Below are 19,545 nucleotides of genomic sequence, written 5' to 3'. Positions count from 1 at the left end.
TGTGTACCATTATAAGGTTACAAACAGAGGTTCGCAACGAAATTTTTATGTGAGTAGACATTGAGGGGTGAGTTTAAGTTGGCAGGACATCTTGTTCAATATGGTCGACGCACTCGGCGCAGTTATGCACGAATTAACGAGATACTCGAAGTTCCGAACCTGATTGAAATCCAACAAAAATCTTACGATTGGTTTTTGGAGGAAGGGTTGCGCGAAATGTTCCAGGATATCTCGCCGATCCAGGATTTCACAGGCAACTTGATTTTGGAATTTATCGATTACAGTCTCGGTGAACCGAAGTATACAGTAGACGACGCCAAAGAGCGTGACGTTACTTATGCAGCACCGCTTCGGGTCAAAGTCCGGCTCATTAATAAGGAAACCGGCGAAGTCAAAGAGCAGGAAGTATTCATGGGAGATTTCCCGCTGATGACCGAAACCGGCACATTTATTATTAATGGTGCGGAACGGGTTATTGTCAGCCAGTTGGTTCGCTCTCCTAGCGTTTACTTCAGCACAAAAGTAGATAAAAACGCCAAAAAAACGTATACCGCTACAGTGATTCCTAACCGTGGCGCTTGGCTGGAACTTGAGATGGACGCGAAGGACATCGTTTACGTCCGGATCGACCGCACACGCAAAATACCGGTGACGGTTCTGCTGCGTGCACTTGGTTTCGGCACAGACGCTGAGATTCTGGATCTTCTCGGTAATGACGAATATATTCGCAACACACTGGACAAAGACAACACGGATTCCACGGAGAAAGCACTCATCGAGATTTACGAGCGTCTCCGTCCGGGCGAGCCGCCAACGCTGGATAACGCGAAAAGCTTGCTCGTAGCGCGCTTCTTTGATCCAAAACGTTATGACCTCGCCAACGTAGGTCGTTACAAAATCAACAAAAAGCTTCACATCAAAAACCGCTTGTTCAACCAGCGTCTTGCGGAGTCCTTGATCGATACGGACACTGGCGAGATCATCGCTGAAGCGGGCCAAATGGTAGACCGCCGCTTGTTGGATGAAATCATGTCCTACCTTGAGAAAAGCGTCGGGTTCCGCACATACCATGTGGCAAACGGTGTATTGGATGCCAATGATATTCCGGTACAGACGATTGATGTATTCTCTCCGATTGAAGACGGCAAAGTAGTCAAGCTGATTGCTAATGCGAACATCGATAAATCGGTTAAAAACATCACGCCTGCGGACATCATCTCGTCCATCAGTTACTTCCTGAACTTGTTGCATGGCATCGGAAGCACGGATGACATCGACCATCTGGGTAACCGTCGCTTGCGTTCCGTGGGCGAGCTCTTGCAGAACCAATTCCGCATCGGTCTTTCCCGTATGGAACGCGTTGTGCGCGAGAGAATGTCCATCCAGGACGCTAACGTGATCACGCCGCAGGCTTTGATCAACATCCGTCCGGTCATTGCATCGATTAAAGAGTTCTTCGGCAGCTCTCAGTTGTCGCAGTTTATGGATCAAACGAACCCGTTGGGTGAGTTGACGCATAAACGTCGTCTGTCCGCACTCGGACCGGGCGGTTTGACGCGTGAGCGTGCCGGCATGGAAGTCCGTGACGTCCATCCATCCCACTATGGCCGGATGTGTCCGATCGAGACGCCGGAGGGACCGAACATCGGTTTGATCAACTCCCTGTCGACATTTGCCCGCGTGAACGAATATGGCTTCATCGAAGCGCCGTATCGTTGGGTTGACCCGAAAACAGGCGTAGTCACGGAGCAAATCGACTACCTGACGGCAGACGAAGAAGATAACTACGTTGTCGCTCAGGCGAATGCGAAGTTGAACGAGGACGGAACGTTTGCCGAAGAGTCGATCATCGTGCGTTACAACAAACAGTCGGATAACATCCTGACGATGCCGAGCGAGCGCGTTGACTACATGGACGTATCTCCGAAGCAGGTCGTATCCGTTGCGACGGCGCTCATTCCGTTCCTTGAGAACGATGACTCCAACCGCGCGTTGATGGGATCCAACATGCAGCGTCAGGCCGTTCCTTTGCTCGTGCCTAAAGCTCCGCTTGTCGGAACGGGTATGGAACACAAAGCCGCAAAAGATTCCGGTGTATGTATTGTTTCCAAATACGACGGGATTATCGAACGTTCTTCTGCCAATGAAATCTGGCTCCGTCGCATAGAAGCGATCGATGGCCAAGAGGTCAAGGGCGATATCGTTAAATATAAATTACACAAATTTATGCGTTCCAACCAAGGAACATGCATTAACCAACGTCCAATCGTCAAACGCGGCGACGTCGTCAAAGCGGGAGATATCCTTGCTGACGGCCCATCCACGGAAATGGGCGAATTGGCACTGGGCCGCAACGTAGTCGTTGCCTTCATGACTTGGGAAGGTTACAACTACGAGGATGCGATCCTGCTGAGCGAAAAACTCGTGAAGGAAGATGTGTACACATCCATCCATATCGAGGAATACGAGTCCGAGGCACGTGATACGAAGCTTGGACCGGAAGAAATTACGCGTGACATCCCGAACGTCGGCGAAGAGGCTCTTCGCAATCTGGATGAGCGCGGAATTATCCGCATCGGTGCCGAAATCGCAGCCGGCGACATCCTGGTTGGTAAAGTAACGCCTAAAGGCGTAACGGAACTGACTGCCGAGGAACGCCTCTTGCATGCGATCTTTGGTGAGAAAGCACGTGAAGTTCGTGACACTTCCCTGCGCGTACCTCATGGTACGGACGGTATCGTAGTCGACGTTAAAGTGTTTACACGCGAAAACGGCGACGAGCTGCCTCCAGGCGTTAACCAGCTGGTTCGTGTCTATATCGCTCAGAAACGTAAAATCTCTGAGGGTGACAAAATGGCCGGACGTCACGGTAACAAAGGGGTCGTGGCACGTATTTTGCCTGAAGAGGATATGCCGTTCCTGCCGGACGGTACTCCGGTACAGATCGTTCTTAACCCGCTGGGCGTACCATCGCGGATGAACATCGGTCAGGTGCTTGAGGTCCATCTTGGTATGGCTGCGATGCAGCTGGGTATTCACGTGGCAACGCCTGTATTCGACGGAGCGAAGGAGTATGACGTCTTCGATACGATGGAAGAAGCAGGCATGCAGCGCAATGGTAAAACGGTTCTGTACGACGGCCGCACGGGAGAACGCTTCGAACGTGAAGTTACGGTCGGTGTCATGCACATGATCAAACTGGCGCACATGGTTGACGATAAAATCCATGCCCGTTCCACAGGTCCTTACTCTCTGGTTACGCAGCAACCGCTGGGCGGTAAAGCCCAATTCGGTGGCCAGCGTTTCGGGGAGATGGAGGTTTGGGCGCTTGAAGCCTACGGCGCAGCCTACACGCTTCAAGAAATCCTGACCGTCAAATCCGATGACGTTGTAGGTCGTGTGAAAACGTATGAGTCCATCGTCAAAGGCGAGAACGTTCCGGAACCGGGTGTTCCTGAATCGTTCAAAGTTTTGATCAAAGAGCTGCAAAGCTTGGGTATGGACGTCAAAATCCTGAGCGAAGACGAACAGGAAATTGAAATGAAAGAAATCGACGATGAAGATGACGCTGCGAACGACAAACTCAGCCTCAACCTCGAGGGTGCAGAGGTCGGAGCGGAATAATCGCCTTCGGGCATAGCTGACCGGCGCTTTTTTCATCAGGCTCGCGTCTTTCTCCGGCTTCGGCCGGGGAGGGCGTAACCTAGAATACAGGACTTGGTTAAGGAGGGTTGCTCCTTGTTGGACGTCAACAATTTCGAATACATGAAGATCGGGCTTGCTTCCCCTGAAAAAATTCGTTCTTGGTCCCGCGGAGAAGTGAAGAAACCGGAAACGATCAACTATCGTACGTTGAAACCGGAAAAAGAAGGGCTGTTCTGCGAGAAGATTTTTGGCCCTACGAAAGACTGGGAATGTCATTGCGGTAAATACAAACGCGTTCGTTATAAAGGCGTCGTCTGTGACCGTTGTGGCGTTGAAGTAACACGTGCGAAAGTACGTCGCGAACGGATGGGGCATATCGAGCTTGCTGCTCCGGTATCGCATATCTGGTACTTCAAAGGTATTCCGAGCCGTATGGGTCTTGCTTTGGATATGTCTCCAAGATCTCTTGAGGAGATTATTTATTTTGCATCTTATGTAGTAACCGATCCAGGAGAAACTCCACTGGAGAAAAAACAACTGCTGTCCGAGAAAGAATATCGCAGCTACCGTGAAAAATACGGATATGGATTCCAGGCCGGCATGGGTGCAGAGGCAGTCAAAAAACTGCTTCAAGACCTTGATGTGGAAAAAGAGCTCGACTTCCTGAAAGAAGAGCTTCGCACTGCGCAAGGACAACGTCGCAACCGTGCGATCAAACGTTTGGAAGTCATTGAAGCTTTCCGCAATTCCGGCAATAAGCCTGAGTGGATGATCATGGATGTACTTCCAGTGATCCCGCCAGAACTTCGTCCAATGGTACAGCTGGACGGCGGACGTTTCGCAACGTCTGACCTCAATGACCTGTATCGCCGTGTAATCAACCGTAACAACCGTCTGAAACGCCTGTTGGATCTTGGCGCACCGGACATTATCGTGCAAAACGAAAAACGGATGCTTCAGGAAGCGGTTGACGCATTGATCGACAACGGCCGTCGCGGACGCCCGGTAACGGGTCCTGGTAACCGTCCTTTGAAATCCCTCAGCCACATGCTGAAAGGTAAACAAGGACGTTTCCGTCAAAACTTGCTCGGTAAACGTGTTGACTACTCCGGTCGTTCGGTTATCGTCGTAGGACCTTACCTGAAAATGTATCAGTGCGGTCTGCCTAAAGATATGGCGCTTGAACTGTTCAAGCCTTTCGTGATGAAAGAGCTTGTGAATAAAGGGCTTGCCCACAACATCAAGAGCGCTAAACGCAAAGTCGAACGCGTAAGCCCGGAAGTTTGGGACGTTCTTGAAGAAGTCATTAAAGAGCATCCGGTTCTGCTCAACCGTGCCCCTACGCTTCACCGTCTTGGTATTCAAGCATTTGAACCGATTCTGGTTGAAGGTAAGGCAATTCGTCTTCACCCGCTCGTATGTACGGCGTATAATGCCGACTTTGACGGTGACCAGATGGCCGTGCACGTACCTTTGTCTGCGGAAGCTCAAGCAGAAGCGCGGATTCTGATGCTTGCATCGGGCAACATTTTGAACCCGAAAGACGGTAAACCGGTTGTTACCCCTTCCCAGGATATGGTCCTCGGTTCTTACTACCTGACCATGGACAACAAGGAAGAAAAGGGAACAGGCATGATTTTGCGTACGGTGAACGAAGCTGTATCCGCATATCAACGCGGTACTGCAGGTTTGCATGCACGCGTGGCTATTCCTGTTAAAGCACTGGGCAAAACAAGCTTCACGGAGAAACAACAAGAGGCGATGCTGCTGACAACGGTCGGCAAAATCATCTTTAACGAAATTTTCCCTGCGAGCTTCCCGTACATCAACGATGCTACACGTGCTAACCTTTATCAAGGTACTGCGGAGCACTCGTTTGTATATGAGAAAGGCGCCGATCTGAGAGAAGCGATCATGAATGCTCCTCAGGCTGGCGGTGTCGGAAAAGAGTATCTCGGTTCGATCATCGCGCGTTGTTTCGAAATTTATCACACAACGGAAACAGCCGTTATTCTGGATAAAATCAAACAACTCGGATTTACGTATTCGACCCGTGCCGGTATTACCGTGGCCGTGTCGGACGTTGTCGTGCCTGATGAAAAAATCGATATTCTCAAGCAGTCCGAAGAAAAAGCCCAAATCGTTACGAATCAGTACCGCCGCGGTCTGATCACGAACGAAGAGCGCTATGATCGCATCATCGATATCTGGTCGAAATCGAAAGACGATATCACCGATATCCTGATGAAGTCGATGGACCGTTACAATTCCATCATGATGATGGTTGACTCCAAAGCGCGGGGTAACAAATCGCAGATCACCCAGCTGGGCGGTATGCGTGGTCTGATGGCCAACCCATCCGGCCGGATTATCGAACTCCCAATCAAATCGAACTTCCGTGAAGGTCTGACGGTACTCGAGTACTTTATCTCGACGCACGGTGCCCGTAAAGGTTTGGCCGATACGGCCCTTCGTACAGCGGACTCCGGTTACTTGACTCGTCGTCTCGTAGACGTAGCCCAAGATGTCATCGTACGCGAAGACGATTGCGGTACGGATAAAGGCTTCACGGTTAGCCGTATCCAGGACGGCAAAGAGGTTATCGAGGATCTCTATGACCGTATCGAAGGCAGATACTGCTTTGAGACGGTTCGTCATCCGGAAACGAATGAAATCATTGCGCACCGCAATGAATTGATCGATTCCGATAAAGCGGAAGCGATTGTCAAAGCGGGCGTAACGAAACTGCAAATTCGCTCCGTACTCAGCTGCCGTGCTCGTCATGGTGTCTGCAAAAAATGTTACGGTCGCAACCTGGCGACAGGTAAACATGTGGAGATCGGGGAAGCAGTCGGTATTATCGCTGCACAATCCATTGGTGAGCCAGGAACCCAGTTGACGATGCGTACATTCCACACCGGTGGTGTAGCCGGAGACGATATCACGCAAGGTTTGCCGCGTATCCAAGAGCTCTTCGAAGCCCGTAACCCTAAAGGTCAGGCTACGATCAGTGAGATTGACGGTGTCGTTAAAGAGATCCGCGAGGCGAAAGATCGTCGCGAGATCGAAATCCAAGGTGAAGCGGAGTCCAAAGTATACTCGGTTACCTATGGTTCCCGTGTGCGCGTAAGCGAAGGCATGGAGATCGAAGCGGGCGACGAGTTGACGGACGGTTCCATCGATCCGAAAGAAATGCTGCGCATCAAAGGCGTACGTGGCGTGCAGAACTACATTTTGCAGGAAGTACAGCGCGTATACCGTAACCAGGGTGTAGAAATCAACGATAAACACGTTGAAGTCATGATCCGTCAAATGCTGCGCAAAATCCGCATCGTAGATGCAGGGGACACCAACTTGTTGCCAGGATCGTTCGTGGATACCCACGAGTACGAAAAAGCAAACAAAGCGGCATTCCTCAGCAACAAAGAGCCAGCGGTTGCCAAACCGATCCTGCTCGGGATCACCAAAGCATCCCTGGAGACCGATTCCTTCCTGTCCGCGGCATCCTTCCAGGAGACGACACGTGTCCTGACAGATGCAGCGATCAAAGGAAAAGTCGATCAGTTGCTCGGTCTGAAAGAAAACGTAATTATCGGTAAACTGATTCCTGCAGGTACGGGTATGAACCGTTACCGCAGCATCGAGTTTGCCGGTCCGGAAGACGGCGAATCTTCGGTAGAAGAGCTGGAGCCGGTATCCGTAGATTAATCGCTTTTTCTAGCACCTGAACAAAGAAATAGAGTGTTGGGCATCAGGGGATGATGGCATGAGCTTGTGCCTATACGTCCTCTGATGCTGCAAAACTTTATGATAAATGTTTGTGATTAGCATTGACAATGCTTGCGCTAGATGCTAATATATCAAAGGTGCGTGAGCAGATGATTGTATTTGATCCAATTTCGGAGGAATGTACGATGCCTAATGAAAAAGGTCTGCAAGATGCTCATGTCAAGATTGGTACCAAACAGACCATGCGGATGGTTCAGTCAGGAATGGCTTCCGAAGTCTATGTGGCTGAGGATTGCGATCCGCAGCTTACTTCCAAAATCATCGCTTTGTGCGAAGAGCACAATGTCAAGTACACAAAAGTGGACACGATGAAAAATCTCGGCAAGGCATGCGGGATTGGAGTAGGGGCAGCAATGGTAGCTGTCGTTAAATAATGTTAGGAACGTTTTTGTCAGGGAACATTTTTATGGATTCTCAAAGGCAAAAACTTTTCATTTGTCTTTTTATGAACCGCCTGGGTCTGTGGGCTTAGAGTAAAGGTTTATAAAGAAACATGAATAATTGAGGAAGGGGGTGGCAATCACATGCCAACTATTAACCAACTGGTTCGTAAAGGACGCCAAGCTAAAATCTACAAGTCCAAATCGCCAGCCTTGCAAAAAGGGTTCAACGCTCTGAAACGTGAAGCTACTAACATCAGTGCCCCACAAAAACGTGGTGTCTGCACTCGTGTAGGTACAATGACTCCGAAAAAACCGAACTCCGCGCTTCGTAAATACGCTCGTGTTCGCTTGACGAACCGCGTAGAGGTGACGGCTTACATTCCGGGTATCGGACATAACTTGCAAGAGCACAGCGTTGTGCTGATCCGTGGCGGTCGTGTAAAAGACCTTCCGGGGGTACGTTATCACATCGTTCGTGGCGCTCTTGATACTGCAGGCGTGAACAACCGTATGCAAGCTCGTTCCAAATACGGCGCGAAACGTCCAAAAGCTAAAAAAGCCTAATTGAAGAATAGCGGCAATCTCGGCATGATTCTGGCTGCTGCCAGATAAGCCGGATTAGCCGAACAAGAAAGAAAGGGGGATATCCATGCCACGCAAAGGTCCAGTTACGAAAAGAGACGTGTTGCCAGATCCGGTATACAACAGCAAGTTGGTTACTCGTTTGATCAACCGCATCATGCTCGACGGAAAACGCGGTGTTGCTCAAAGCATCCTGTACAATGCGTTCAAGTTGATTCAAGAACGTACGGGTAATGACCCGATGGAAGTATTTGAAGCAGCAATCAAAAATATCATGCCAGTCCTGGAAGTTAAAGCTCGCCGTGTCGGCGGTGCCAACTACCAAGTACCAATCGAGGTAAAACCAGAGAGACGTACTTCCCTGGGATTACGTTGGCTCGTGAACTACTCCCGCAACCGCGGTGAGAAAACGATGGAAGAGCGTTTGGCGGCTGAGATCATCGACGCTTCCAACAACACAGGCGCTTCCGTTAAAAAACGCGAAGACACGCACAAAATGGCTGAAGCGAACAAAGCGTTTGCTCACTACCGTTGGTAGGATTCAGTTCATACTAAAAACTTCAATTTTGAAGGGAGACCCATTTCATGGCAAGAGAGTTCTCCTTGAAAAATACACGTAATATCGGGATCATGGCTCACATTGACGCGGGTAAAACCACTACAACTGAGCGGATCTTGTTCTACACAGGCCGTACGCACAAAATCGGTGAAGTTCACGAAGGCGCTGCGACAATGGACTGGATGGAACAGGAACAGGAGCGCGGGATCACGATTACTTCCGCTGCGACTACCGCTTCTTGGAAAAACCACCGCGTCAATATCATCGATACCCCGGGACACGTTGACTTCACTGTTGAAGTTGAACGTTCCCTTCGTGTATTGGACGGAGCAGTAGGTGTATTCAGTGCGAAAGAAGGCGTTGAGCCTCAGTCCGAAACCGTATGGAGACAGGCTGACCGTTATGGCGTACCTCGGATCGCATATGTAAACAAAATGGATATCATCGGTGCCGACTTCTTGAACGTTGTTGCTGACATGCGTGATCGCCTTCAAGCGAACGCTGTTGCAATCCAACTGCCAATCGGCGCGGAAAATGATTTCAAAGGCATCATCGATATCATTGAGCAAAAAGCTCATATGTACCAGGATGACCTGGGACAAAATATCGATGTTGTGGACGTTCCTGCGGAATTCGCTGACCAAGTCGAAGAACTCCGTAACGAACTGATCGAGCGCGTTGCAGAACTCGACGAAGATTTGACGATGAAATACCTGGAAGGCGAAGAGATCACAGTTGATGAGATCAAAGCCGCTCTCCGTAAAGGTGTAGTCGAAGTTAAAATCTTCCCGGTTATCTGTGGTTCCTCGTACCGCAACAAAGGTGTTCAGTTGATGCTGGATGCCGTAATCGACTTCTTGCCAGCTCCAGTTGACGTACCGGACATCAAAGGTGTTCTGGAAGACGGAACTGAAGCGGTTCGTAAATCTTCTGATGAAGAGCCATTCTCCGCATTGGCTTTTAAAATCATGACAGATCCTTACGTTGGTAAGTTGACGTTCTTCCGTGTTTACTCCGGCGTACTTCAATCCGGTTCTTACGTATTGAACGCTACTAAAGGTAAACGCGAACGTATCGGCCGTATCCTTCAAATGCATGCGAACAGCCGTCAAGAGATCACTGAAGTTTACTCCGGTGATATCGCAGCTGCCGTAGGTTTGAAAGATACTGGTACAGGTGATACACTGTGTGATGAGAAACATCCGGTTATCCTGGAGTCCATGAACTTCCCTGATCCGGTAATCGAAATCGCCGTAGAACCTAAAACTAAAGCTGACCAAGATAAAATGGGTGTTGCTCTCGGTAAGTTGACTGAAGAGGATCCAACTCTTCGCGCACATACTGATGAAGAAACAGGCCAAACCATCTTGGCTGGTATGGGTGAGCTTCACCTTGATATCATCATCGACCGTATGCGTCGTGAGTTCAAGGTTGAAACGACTGTGGGTAAACCGCAAGTAGCTTACCGCGAAACATTCCGTGCGCCAGCTCGGGTTGAAGGTAAATTCGTTCGTCAGTCCGGTGGTCGTGGTCAATACGGTCACGTATGGGTTGAGTTCGAACCTCTCGAGCCAGGTACAGGTAACCAATTCGACAGCAAAATCGTCGGTGGTTCCGTTCCTAGAGAGTATATCGCACCAGCTTTGGCAGGGATCGAAGAGCAAATGAAAAATGGTGTCATTGCAGGCTTCCCGGTAGTAGACGTTAAAGCTACCATCGTGGATGGTTCTTATCATGATGTCGATTCCAACGAGATGGCGTTTAAAATCGCCGGTTCGATGGCACTGAAAGCGGCGAAAGATAAAGCACAACCAGCACTGCTTGAGCCAATCATGAAAGTTGAAGTAACCGTTCCGGAAGAGTACATGGGTGACGTTATGGGTATGTTGAATTCCCGTCGTGGCCGCATTGAAGGTATGGATTCCCGTGGTGGAGCCCAAATCATCCGTGCTAAAGTACCTTTGTCCGAAATGTTCGGATACTCTACAACTCTTCGTTCCGGTACGCAAGGACGCGGCGTGTTCTCGATGGAGCTTTCTCACTACGAAGAAGTTCCTAAATCGATCGCTGAAGAAATTGTATCCAAGAACAAAGGCGGCGAATAGTTTCTCCACATCAGGTGAACGTGTGCTCACGGCTCTATGAGCGTGTGAGTCCATACCACCTGATGCAAACATAAATCAAATTATTATAAGGAGGCCACGTTCAAATGGCAAAGGCTAAATTCGAACGTAATAAACCACACGTTAACATTGGTACTATCGGTCACGTTGACCATGGTAAAACAACTCTGACTGCTGCAATCACTACTGTATTGTCCAAAACTTACGGTGGCGCAGCGATCGCTTTTGATCAAATCGACAAAGCTCCAGAAGAGCGCGAACGCGGTATCACAATCTCCACAGCACACGTTGAGTACGAAACTGACGCTCGTCACTACGCTCACGTTGACTGCCCAGGTCACGCCGACTATGTTAAAAACATGATCACTGGCGCGGCTCAAATGGACGGAGCGATCCTGGTTGTATCCGCAGCTGACGGCCCAATGCCACAAACTCGCGAACACATCCTGTTGTCCCGCCAAGTAGGCGTTCCTTACATCGTCGTATTCTTGAACAAATGCGACATGGTTGAAGACGAAGAGTTGCTTGAACTGGTTGAAATGGAAGTTCGCGACCTGTTGAACGAATATGAGTTCCCAGGCGATGACACTCCAATCACTCGCGGTTCCGCTCGTGAAGCTCTGCAAAACCCAGAAGGTCCTTGGGCTGAAAAAATCGTTGAGATGTTCAAAGAAATCGATACTTACATCCCAACTCCAGAGCGCGACACTGAAAAACCATTCTTGATGCCAGTCGAGGACGTATTCTCCATCACTGGTCGTGGTACAGTTGCTACTGGCCGCGTAGAGCGTGGTACAGTTAAAGTCGGCGACGAGGTTGAAATCGTTGGTATCCACGAAGAAACTAAAAAATCCGTCGTTACGGGCGTTGAAATGTTCCGTAAATTGCTGGATTCCGCTCAAGCGGGTGACAACATCGGCGCATTGCTGCGTGGTGTTGACCGTACTCAAATCGAGCGCGGACAAGTATTGTCCAAACCGGCTTCCGTTAAGCCACACACTGAGTTCACAGCTCAAGTTTACGTCCTGACTAAAGAAGAGGGTGGACGTCACAAACCTTTCTTCACAGGATACCGTCCACAATTCTATTTCCGTACAACTGACGTAACAGGTATCATCAACCTGCCAGAAGGTACTGAAATGGTAATGCCAGGCGACAACATCACAGTAACTGTACAACTGATCGCTCCAATCGCGATCGAAGAAGGTACTCGCTTCGCGATCCGCGAAGGTGGCCGTACAGTTGGTGCCGGTGCGGTAGCAACAATCCAAAAATAATTCGGCTTCTTGCTGAATGATTATATGTAACATTGTACTGGAACGAGTAACGCTGTACTGGAACGAAGCTTCGGAAAAGAGTTCTTTATCCGATATCGGGTAAAGAACTCTTTTGTTTTATGAATCGGAACGGGCGTCAGGGAATAACAGCAAACATTGACGAGAAGAAACGGTAAAGGCAACAGGCATAGCAAATGAACATTTGAATGAGTTGTTTCTGCAAAGAATTATTCTTTTAAATGTATTTCTTAAATATGCTTGCAATACGCCTATCTTTTCTGTATAATAATGAATGTTGTTCTGAGACGTTGCGATGATGTGAGAGGTTACTGACACACCCGGCCCCTTTGCCATGGGAGGGTGGTCGGAAAATTTTCACGGAGTATGTCCGATACCAAATTGGGCGATAGAAGGAGGGACTAAAATGGCAAAGCAAAAAATTCGTATTCGTTTGAAAGCTTACGACCACAGAATTCTTGATCAATCCGCGGAGAAAATTGTTGAAACAGCAAAACGTTCCGGTGCTGGTGTATCCGGTCCGATTCCGCTTCCGACTGAAAAACAAATCATTACTATTCTTCGTGCGGTGCACAAGTACAAGGATTCTCGGGAACAGTTCGAGCAGCGTACACATAAACGTTTGATCGACATCGTTAACCCGACTCCACAAACTGTGGATGCCTTGATGCGCTTGGATCTGCCGTCCGGTGTAGATATCGAAATCAAACTGTAATAGATGAAATAAATCTCATGTACAAAGGAAAAGAGGTGTCAACATGAAAGGTATCTTAGGAAAAAAACTTGGAATGACTCAAGTGTTTACGGCTGAAGGTAATGTTATTCCTGTAACAGTTATCGAAGCAGGACCTTGTGTTGTTTTGCAAAAGAAAGATCTTGAGAATGATGGCTACGAAGCAATTCAAATCGGCTATGCTGATAAGAAAGAGAAAAATGCTAACAAGCCAGAAGCAGGGCACGCCAAAAAAGCGAACACTGCCCCTAAGCGCTACGTTCGTGAACTTCGCGGAATCAACCTTGCGGATTATGAAGTTGGCCAAGAGTTGAAGGCTGATATTTTCGCAGAAGGCGAGTTTGTTGACGTAACGGGTATTTCCAAAGGTAAAGGTTTTGCCGGCGTAATCAAACGTTGGGGACAAAGCACTGGTCCTATGTCTCACGGTTCGCGTTACCACCGTGGTCCGGGTTCCATGGGTTCCATCCAAGCGAACCGCGTTCCTAAAGGCAAACACTTGCCAGGACACATGGGTCATGAAACAGTAACGATCCAACGTCTTGAAGTTGTTAAAGTCGACGCTGAGCGTAACGTTCTGCTCGTTAAAGGCTCCATCCCAGGACCTAAAAACAGCTTCGTGAATGTTAAAGAAACGGTGAAAAAATAACCACTAAAGAAAGGAGGAACACGAAATGCCAAAAGTAGCAGTTTACAATGTTGAAGGTAGCCAAGTTGGCGAAGTAGAATTGAATGATGCAGTATTCGGTATCGAGCCGAACGTGCATGTTCTTCACGATGCAGTATTGCTGCAACGCGCTTCCCTGCGTGCGGGTACTCACAAAGTAAAAGGACGTTCCGAAGTCCGTGGCGGTGGACGTAAGCCTTGGAAACAAAAAGGTACAGGTCGCGCTCGTCAAGGTTCGATTCGTTCTCCACAATGGAAAGGCGGCGGTATCGTATTTGGTCCGACTCCTCGGAGCTATGCGTTCAAACTGCCTAAAAAAGTTCGTCGTTTGGCGATCAAATCGGCTCTTTCTTCCAAAGTTGTCGACAAAGACATTATCGTATTGGACGCTCTTGCACTGAGCACGCCAAAAACCAAAGAATTTGTTAACATTCTGAGCAAACTGAATGTTGACCGCAAAGCTTTGATCGTAGCTCCTAGCTTCGATGATAATGTTGCACTTTCCGCACGGAATATTCCAGGCGTGAAATTCGTTGCAGCTGACGGCATTAATGTTCTTGACGTGCTCGCGCACGACAAACTGATCATTACGAAGGAAGCAGTTCAGAAGGTAGAGGAGGTGCTCGCGTAATGAAGGATCCTCGTGATATTATCAAACGTCCGATTATTACGGAACGTACTGCTGACATGATGAACGACTTGAAATATGTATTTGAAGTCGATATCCGTGCAAACAAAACCGAGGTTAAAAAAGCTGTAGAAGCGATCTTTGGCGTGAAAGTGAAAAACGTGAACACTCTTCGTGTTCCGGCGAAACCAAAACGCTATGGCCGTTACAGTGGTTACACTTCCGAGTGGAAAAAAGCGTTCGTTACGCTGACTTCGGACAGCAAATCGCTTGAGTTCTTTGAAACTGTTTAATTGATCTTGCTAAAGTAAGGAGGGAAAACTCGTGCCAATCAAAAAGTATAAACCGACATCCCCGGCAAGACGGAATATGTCCGTATCGACATTTGAGGAAATCACCACAAATCAGCCGGAGAAATCGTTGCTCGCTCCTTTGAGTAAAAAGGCAGGCCGCAACAACCAAGGTAAAATTACGGTTCGTCACCACGGTGGTGGACACAAACGTAAATACCGTATCATTGACTTCAAACGGACCAAAGATGGAATACCGGGCCGCGTTGCTACAATCGAGTACGATCCAAACCGTACTTCGAACATCGCCCTGATCCACTATGCAGATGGTGAGAAACGTTACATCATCGCGCCTAAAGGTCTGAAAGTTGGCGATCAAGTGTTCTCTGGACCAGAAGCCGACATCAAAATCGGTAACGCGCTCCCATTGGAAAACATTCCAGTAGGTACCGTTATCCACAACATCGAGTTGAAACCAGGTAAAGGCGGACAGTTGGTTCGTGCTGCTGGTACAGAAGCTCAATTGCTCGGTAAAGAAGAAAAATACGTTTCCGTTCGTCTCTCTTCCGGAGAAGTTCGCCGTATTCTGAAAGTTTGCCGTGCAACAATCGGTTCCGTAGGTAACGAAGACCACGAGCTCGTGAAAATCGGTAAAGCCGGTCGTAGCCGTTGGTTGGGCCAACGTCCTGAAGTTCGCGGGGTAGTAATGAACCCTAACGATCACCCTCACGGTGGTGGTGAAGGCCGCGCTCCAATCGGACGTAAATCGCCTATGTCTCCATGGGGTAAACCAACTCTTGGTTACAAAACGCGTAAGAAAAACAAAGCTTCTGATAAATACATCATCCGTCGCCGCACGAAGTAATACACACTGTGCATAACTTCGTGAGGCATCTACGGATGCATAATAGCAACGGTTGAAGGGAGGATTTTACCATGAGTCGCAGTTTGAAAAAAGGGCCTTTTATTGATGGCTACCTGCTCAAAAAAGTAGAAGACATGGACGCTTCCGGCAAGAAACTTGTCATCAAAACGTGGTCCCGTCGTTCTACAATTTTCCCGCAATTCATCGGACATACATTTGGCGTTTACGATGGTCGTAAACACGTGCCGGTTTATGTTACTGAGGATATGGTCGGACACAAACTGGGTGAGTTCGCTCCAACCCGTACGTACAAAGGCCATACAGATGACGATAAGAAAACAAGAAGATAAATTGATTATCTCTAACGTTTGAGAGGAGGTTACACAATGGAAGCAAAAGCACATGCTAAGTTTATCCGCATTGCTCCTCGTAAAGTTCAACTCGTTGTTGACTTGATTCGCGGCAAGCAAGTTGGTGAGGCGGTTGCCATTCTTCGCCATACTCCGAAATCCGCTTCTCCGGTTGTTGAGAAATTGCTCAACTCGGCGATTGCGAATGCGGAACACAACTACTCTATGGATGTTAATAACTTGGTTGTTTCTCAAGTGTTCGTAAACCAAGGACCGACAATGAAACGTTTCCGCCCTCGTGCAATGGGACGTGCAAGTCGTATTAACAAACGTACTAGCCACATCACTTTGGTGGTATCTGAAAAATAGAAGGAGGGAAAACGTGTGGGCCAAAAGGTAAATCCAGTCGGACTTCGTGTCGGTATTATTCGTGACTGGGAATCGAAATGGTATGCAGGCAAGGACTTCGGTGATCTCTTGTTGGAAGACGTGAAGATTCGTGAATTCCTTAAAAATAAACTGAAAGACTCCGCTGTATCTCGCATCGAAATCGAGAGAGCGGCAAACCGTGTGAACGTAACAATCCACACCGCGAAACCAGGTATGGTTATCGGTAAAGGTGGTTCGGAAGTTGAAAATCTGCGTGGTCAAATCACCAAAATCGCAGGTGGCAAAAAAGTTCACATCAACATCTCTGAAATCAAAAACCAAGACCTGGACGCAGTCCTCGTTGCTGAAAGCATTGCACAACAACTGGAACGCCGTGTTTCTTTCCGTCGTGCTCTGAAACAAGCAATTCAAAGAACTATGCGCTCCGGTGCTAAAGGGATCAAAACTCAAGTGGGCGGACGTCTTGGCGGTGCTGAGATCGCACGTTCGGAAGGCTACAGCGAAGGAACTGTTCCACTGCATACGCTTCGTGCCGACATCGACTACGGTACAGCTGAAGCTCATACTACTTACGGTCGTCTGGGCGTAAAAGTATGGATCTATCGTGGAGAGGTTCTTCCTACGGCTAAGAAACAAGCTGCTAAGGAAGGAGGCAACTAATCATGTTGGTACCAAAACGTGTAAAACACCGTAAGCAACAACGCGGTCACATGAAAGGCCAAGCTAAAGGCGGAACTACGCTGAACTTCGGCGAATACGGTCTGCAAGCAACGGAACCAGCTTGGATTACTAACCGTCAGATCGAAGCGGCTCGTATCGCGATGACTCGTTATATCAAACGTGGCGGTAAAGTATGGATCAAAATTTTCCCTGATAAACCGATCACTCAAAAGCCTCTCGAGGTTCGTATGGGTAGCGGTAAAGGTAACGTAGAAAAATGGGTAGCAATTGTGAAACCAGGCAAGATCATGTTCGAACTTGCTGGCGTACCAGAAGAAGTTGCTCGTGAAGCAATGCGTCTGGCTGCTCACAAACTGCCGATCAAAACGAAGTTTGTGAAACGTGAAGAAGTGGGTGGTGAAGCAAATGAAAGCAACTGAATTTCGCAACCTAACCTCTGCTGAAATCGAGCAAAAGATTGCCGGATTTAAAGAAGAACTCTTTAATCTGCGCTTTCAACTTGCTACCGGTCAGCTGGATAACCCGACTCGGATCCGTGATGTGCGGAAAGAAATAGCTCGTGCTAAAACCATTATCCGTGAAAGAGAACTGGGAATCGGTTAATATCGACCGGATGGATATTCCGTCCGTGATCAGGAAGGAGGCCAACAATGAGCGAAGAACGTAACGCACGTAAAGTGCAAATCGGTAAAGTGGTTAGTGACAAAATGGACAAAACAATCGTTGTTGCTGTAGAAACTTACAAAAAACACGACTTGTACCATAAACGCATTAAATACACAAAAAAATTCAAAGCGCATGACGAAGAAAACACTGCGAAAATCGGTGACACCGTGAAAATCATGGAAACTCGTCCGCTTTCGAAAGATAAACGCTGGAGACTGGTTGATGTCGTTGAAAAAGCGGTTATCATCTAATGACTCGGCAGCATAGCTGAAAGGAGGAAAACTAAATGATTCAACCATTTACACGTTTGGCTGTAGCCGACAACTCTGGTGCGAAGGAACTGATGTGTATCCGTGTACTGGGTGGTACGGGACGTCGTACAGCTCAAATCGGCGATCTGATCGTTTGCTCTGTAAAACAAGCAACACCAGGCGGCGTTGTCAAAAAGGGTGATGTAGTAAGAGCGGTTGTCGTTCGTACGAAACGTTCTGTACGTCGTAAAGACGGTTCCTACATCGGCTTTGACGAAAACGCAGCGGTTGTTGTCAAAGAAGACAGAAGCCCGCGCGGAACACGTATTTTCGGACCTGTTGCTCGTGAACTTCGCGAGAAGGATTTCATGAAAATCGTTTCCTTGGCTCCAGAAGTTATCTAATAGCTTAGCTCGTGATGTGAGAAACAGGAGGTGTACGAAATGCCAAGAGTGAAAAAAGTTCTGGAATCCCATAACAACAAACTTCACGTGAAAAAGGAAGACACAGTTATGGTGATCAGCGGTAAAGACAAAGGCAAAAAAGGCCGTGTCATCGCTGCTTATCCTCGTGAGAACCGCGTCCTTGTGGAAGGTGTGAACATGGTGAAAAAACACCAGAAGCCTAACCAACAAAACCCGCAAGGCGGCATCATCGAGAAAGAAGCTCCGATTCATGTTTCCAACGTGATGCATATCGATCCAAAGAGCGGAAAAGTAACCCGTATCGGTTACAAAGTATTGGATAACGGTAAAAAAGTTCGCGTTGCAAAACGTTCCGGAGAAATCATCGACTAATCGAACCGATCAAGAAAGGAGGGCTATGATTCATGGCATCAAGAATGAAAGAACGTTACCTGAACGAAATCACTCCTGCTTTGGTGCAGAAGTTTAACTATACGACGGTAATGCAAGTGCCGAAAATCGAGAAAGTTGTAATCAACATGGGTGTGGGCGATGCAGTCCAAAACTCCAAAGTGTTGGATTCGGCTGTAAACGATTTGCAGCTGATCGCAGGTCAAAAACCTGTAATCACTCGTGCGAAAAAATCCATCGCAGGTTTCAAACTGCGTGAGAACATGCCAATCGGTGTGAAAGTAACGCTGCGCGGTGAGCGTATGTACTACTTCCTCGATAAATTGTTCAACGTAACTTTGCCACGCGTCCGCGACTTCCGCGGTGTGTCCAGCAAAGCGTTTGACGGCCGTGGTAACTACACTCTGGGTCTGAAAGAGCAATTGATCTTCCCAGAGATCGAGTACGATAAAGTAGACAAAGTTCGCGGTATGGACATTGTTATCGTAACTACTGCAAAAACTGACGAAGAGTCCCGCGAGTTGCTTACGCAACTGGGAATGCCTTTCGTAAAATAAGTTGACGTAACGTTTCCGGGTGTCTGGAAAGACTCCCTTTTCTCCGAAATTATTTAGGAGGTGTCAGGCTAAGTGGCAAAAACTTCGATGAAAGTTAAACAACAACGCACACCTAAGTTCAAAGTACGTGCTTATACACGCTGTGAGCGTTGCGGACGTCCACACTCGGTGCTGCAGAAGTTCAAAATTTGCAGAATTTGCTTCCGTGAATTAGCTTATAAAGGCCAGATTCCTGGCGTGAAAAAAGCAAGCTGGTAAAAAGTTCTGAACGGGAAG

General features: G+C 48.2%; 22 protein-coding genes. All 22 read left to right on the top strand.

Annotation, left to right across the window (positions count from 1 at the left end):
• Positions 1–78 precede the first annotated feature (78 nt).
• Positions 79–3,624 (top strand): DNA-directed RNA polymerase subunit beta, encoded by a 3,546-nt coding sequence (gene rpoB, locus SNR34_RS27815; protein ID WP_236421391.1) that lies wholly within the window; start codon positions 79–81, stop codon positions 3,622–3,624.
• Between the two features lie 114 nt (positions 3,625–3,738).
• The gene (gene rpoC / locus SNR34_RS27810) at positions 3,739–7,353 is read left to right on the top strand and encodes a DNA-directed RNA polymerase subunit beta' (protein WP_236421392.1); all 3,615 of its coding nucleotides are present in this window, start codon (positions 3,739–3,741) and stop codon (positions 7,351–7,353) included.
• Between the two features lie 206 nt (positions 7,354–7,559).
• Positions 7,560–7,808 (top strand): ribosomal L7Ae/L30e/S12e/Gadd45 family protein, encoded by a 249-nt coding sequence (locus SNR34_RS27805; protein WP_236421393.1) that lies wholly within the window; start codon positions 7,560–7,562, stop codon positions 7,806–7,808.
• 150 nt (positions 7,809–7,958) lie between these two features.
• Positions 7,959–8,381 carry a 30S ribosomal protein S12 gene (gene rpsL, locus SNR34_RS27800; RefSeq protein ID WP_236421394.1) on the top strand — a complete coding sequence of 141 codons (423 nt, stop codon included), beginning with the start codon at positions 7,959–7,961 and terminating at the stop codon, positions 8,379–8,381.
• Positions 8,382–8,466: 85 nt separating this feature from the next.
• Positions 8,467–8,937 (top strand): 30S ribosomal protein S7, encoded by a 471-nt coding sequence (gene rpsG, locus SNR34_RS27795; RefSeq protein ID WP_007432586.1) that lies wholly within the window; start codon positions 8,467–8,469, stop codon positions 8,935–8,937.
• A gap of 47 nt (positions 8,938–8,984) precedes the next feature.
• Positions 8,985–11,063: an elongation factor G gene (gene fusA / locus SNR34_RS27790; RefSeq protein ID WP_236421395.1), complete on the top strand. Its 2,079-nt coding sequence runs from the start codon at positions 8,985–8,987 to the stop codon at positions 11,061–11,063.
• Between the two features lie 104 nt (positions 11,064–11,167).
• A complete protein-coding gene (gene tuf, locus SNR34_RS27785; protein ID WP_236421396.1) occupies positions 11,168–12,358 on the top strand; it encodes an elongation factor Tu in 1,191 nt (396 codons plus the stop codon).
• A gap of 424 nt (positions 12,359–12,782) precedes the next feature.
• Positions 12,783–13,091: a 30S ribosomal protein S10 gene (gene rpsJ, locus SNR34_RS27780; RefSeq protein ID WP_017692074.1), complete on the top strand. Its 309-nt coding sequence runs from the start codon at positions 12,783–12,785 to the stop codon at positions 13,089–13,091.
• A gap of 43 nt (positions 13,092–13,134) precedes the next feature.
• The gene (rplC, locus tag SNR34_RS27775; RefSeq protein WP_236421397.1) at positions 13,135–13,758 is read left to right on the top strand and encodes a 50S ribosomal protein L3; all 624 of its coding nucleotides are present in this window, start codon (positions 13,135–13,137) and stop codon (positions 13,756–13,758) included.
• Positions 13,759–13,783: 25 nt separating this feature from the next.
• The gene (rplD, locus tag SNR34_RS27770) at positions 13,784–14,407 is read left to right on the top strand and encodes a 50S ribosomal protein L4 (protein ID WP_236421398.1); all 624 of its coding nucleotides are present in this window, start codon (positions 13,784–13,786) and stop codon (positions 14,405–14,407) included.
• A complete protein-coding gene (rplW, locus tag SNR34_RS27765; RefSeq protein ID WP_236421399.1) occupies positions 14,407–14,697 on the top strand; it encodes a 50S ribosomal protein L23 in 291 nt (96 codons plus the stop codon). The genes rplD and rplW overlap by 1 nt, the downstream gene beginning before the upstream one ends.
• A 31-nt stretch (positions 14,698–14,728) precedes the next feature.
• On the top strand, positions 14,729–15,559 hold the full coding sequence (gene rplB / locus SNR34_RS27760; RefSeq protein ID WP_236421400.1) for a 50S ribosomal protein L2: 831 nt from the start codon (positions 14,729–14,731) through the stop codon (positions 15,557–15,559).
• A gap of 71 nt (positions 15,560–15,630) precedes the next feature.
• The gene (gene rpsS, locus SNR34_RS27755) at positions 15,631–15,909 is read left to right on the top strand and encodes a 30S ribosomal protein S19 (protein ID WP_236421401.1); all 279 of its coding nucleotides are present in this window, start codon (positions 15,631–15,633) and stop codon (positions 15,907–15,909) included.
• Between the two features lie 36 nt (positions 15,910–15,945).
• Positions 15,946–16,278, top strand: a complete 333-nt coding sequence (rplV, locus tag SNR34_RS27750; protein WP_236421402.1) for a 50S ribosomal protein L22 — start codon at positions 15,946–15,948, stop codon at positions 16,276–16,278.
• Between the two features lie 15 nt (positions 16,279–16,293).
• A complete protein-coding gene (gene rpsC / locus SNR34_RS27745) occupies positions 16,294–16,959 on the top strand; it encodes a 30S ribosomal protein S3 (RefSeq protein WP_236421403.1) in 666 nt (221 codons plus the stop codon).
• 2 nt (positions 16,960–16,961) lie between these two features.
• Entirely contained in the window at positions 16,962–17,399 is a 438-nt protein-coding gene (rplP, locus tag SNR34_RS27740; RefSeq protein WP_236421404.1) for a 50S ribosomal protein L16, read from the top strand.
• The gene (gene rpmC, locus SNR34_RS27735) at positions 17,386–17,583 is read left to right on the top strand and encodes a 50S ribosomal protein L29 (protein ID WP_236421405.1); all 198 of its coding nucleotides are present in this window, start codon (positions 17,386–17,388) and stop codon (positions 17,581–17,583) included. Before rplP ends, rpmC begins: the two co-directional genes overlap by 14 nt.
• Positions 17,584–17,630: 47 nt before the next feature.
• Positions 17,631–17,897, top strand: coding sequence for a 30S ribosomal protein S17 (gene rpsQ / locus SNR34_RS27730; protein ID WP_236421406.1), 267 nt, complete (start codon positions 17,631–17,633; stop codon positions 17,895–17,897).
• Positions 17,898–17,932: 35 nt separating this feature from the next.
• Positions 17,933–18,301 carry a 50S ribosomal protein L14 gene (gene rplN / locus SNR34_RS27725; RefSeq protein WP_236421407.1) on the top strand — a complete coding sequence of 123 codons (369 nt, stop codon included), beginning with the start codon at positions 17,933–17,935 and terminating at the stop codon, positions 18,299–18,301.
• Positions 18,302–18,340: 39 nt separating this feature from the next.
• Complete coding sequence (rplX, locus tag SNR34_RS27720; RefSeq protein WP_090924672.1) at positions 18,341–18,694, top strand: 50S ribosomal protein L24; 354 nt, start codon at positions 18,341–18,343, stop codon at positions 18,692–18,694.
• Between the two features lie 32 nt (positions 18,695–18,726).
• The gene (gene rplE / locus SNR34_RS27715) at positions 18,727–19,269 is read left to right on the top strand and encodes a 50S ribosomal protein L5 (protein WP_236421408.1); all 543 of its coding nucleotides are present in this window, start codon (positions 18,727–18,729) and stop codon (positions 19,267–19,269) included.
• A gap of 72 nt (positions 19,270–19,341) precedes the next feature.
• Positions 19,342–19,527 (top strand): type Z 30S ribosomal protein S14, encoded by a 186-nt coding sequence (locus tag SNR34_RS27710; RefSeq protein WP_013312154.1) that lies wholly within the window; start codon positions 19,342–19,344, stop codon positions 19,525–19,527.
• Positions 19,528–19,545: the final 18 nt, after the last annotated feature.

The organism is Paenibacillus sp. XP01, from assembly GCF_057364885.1.
The sequence above is the reverse complement of the archived record's forward strand: the minus strand, read 5'-3'. Positions and strand labels throughout refer to the sequence as shown.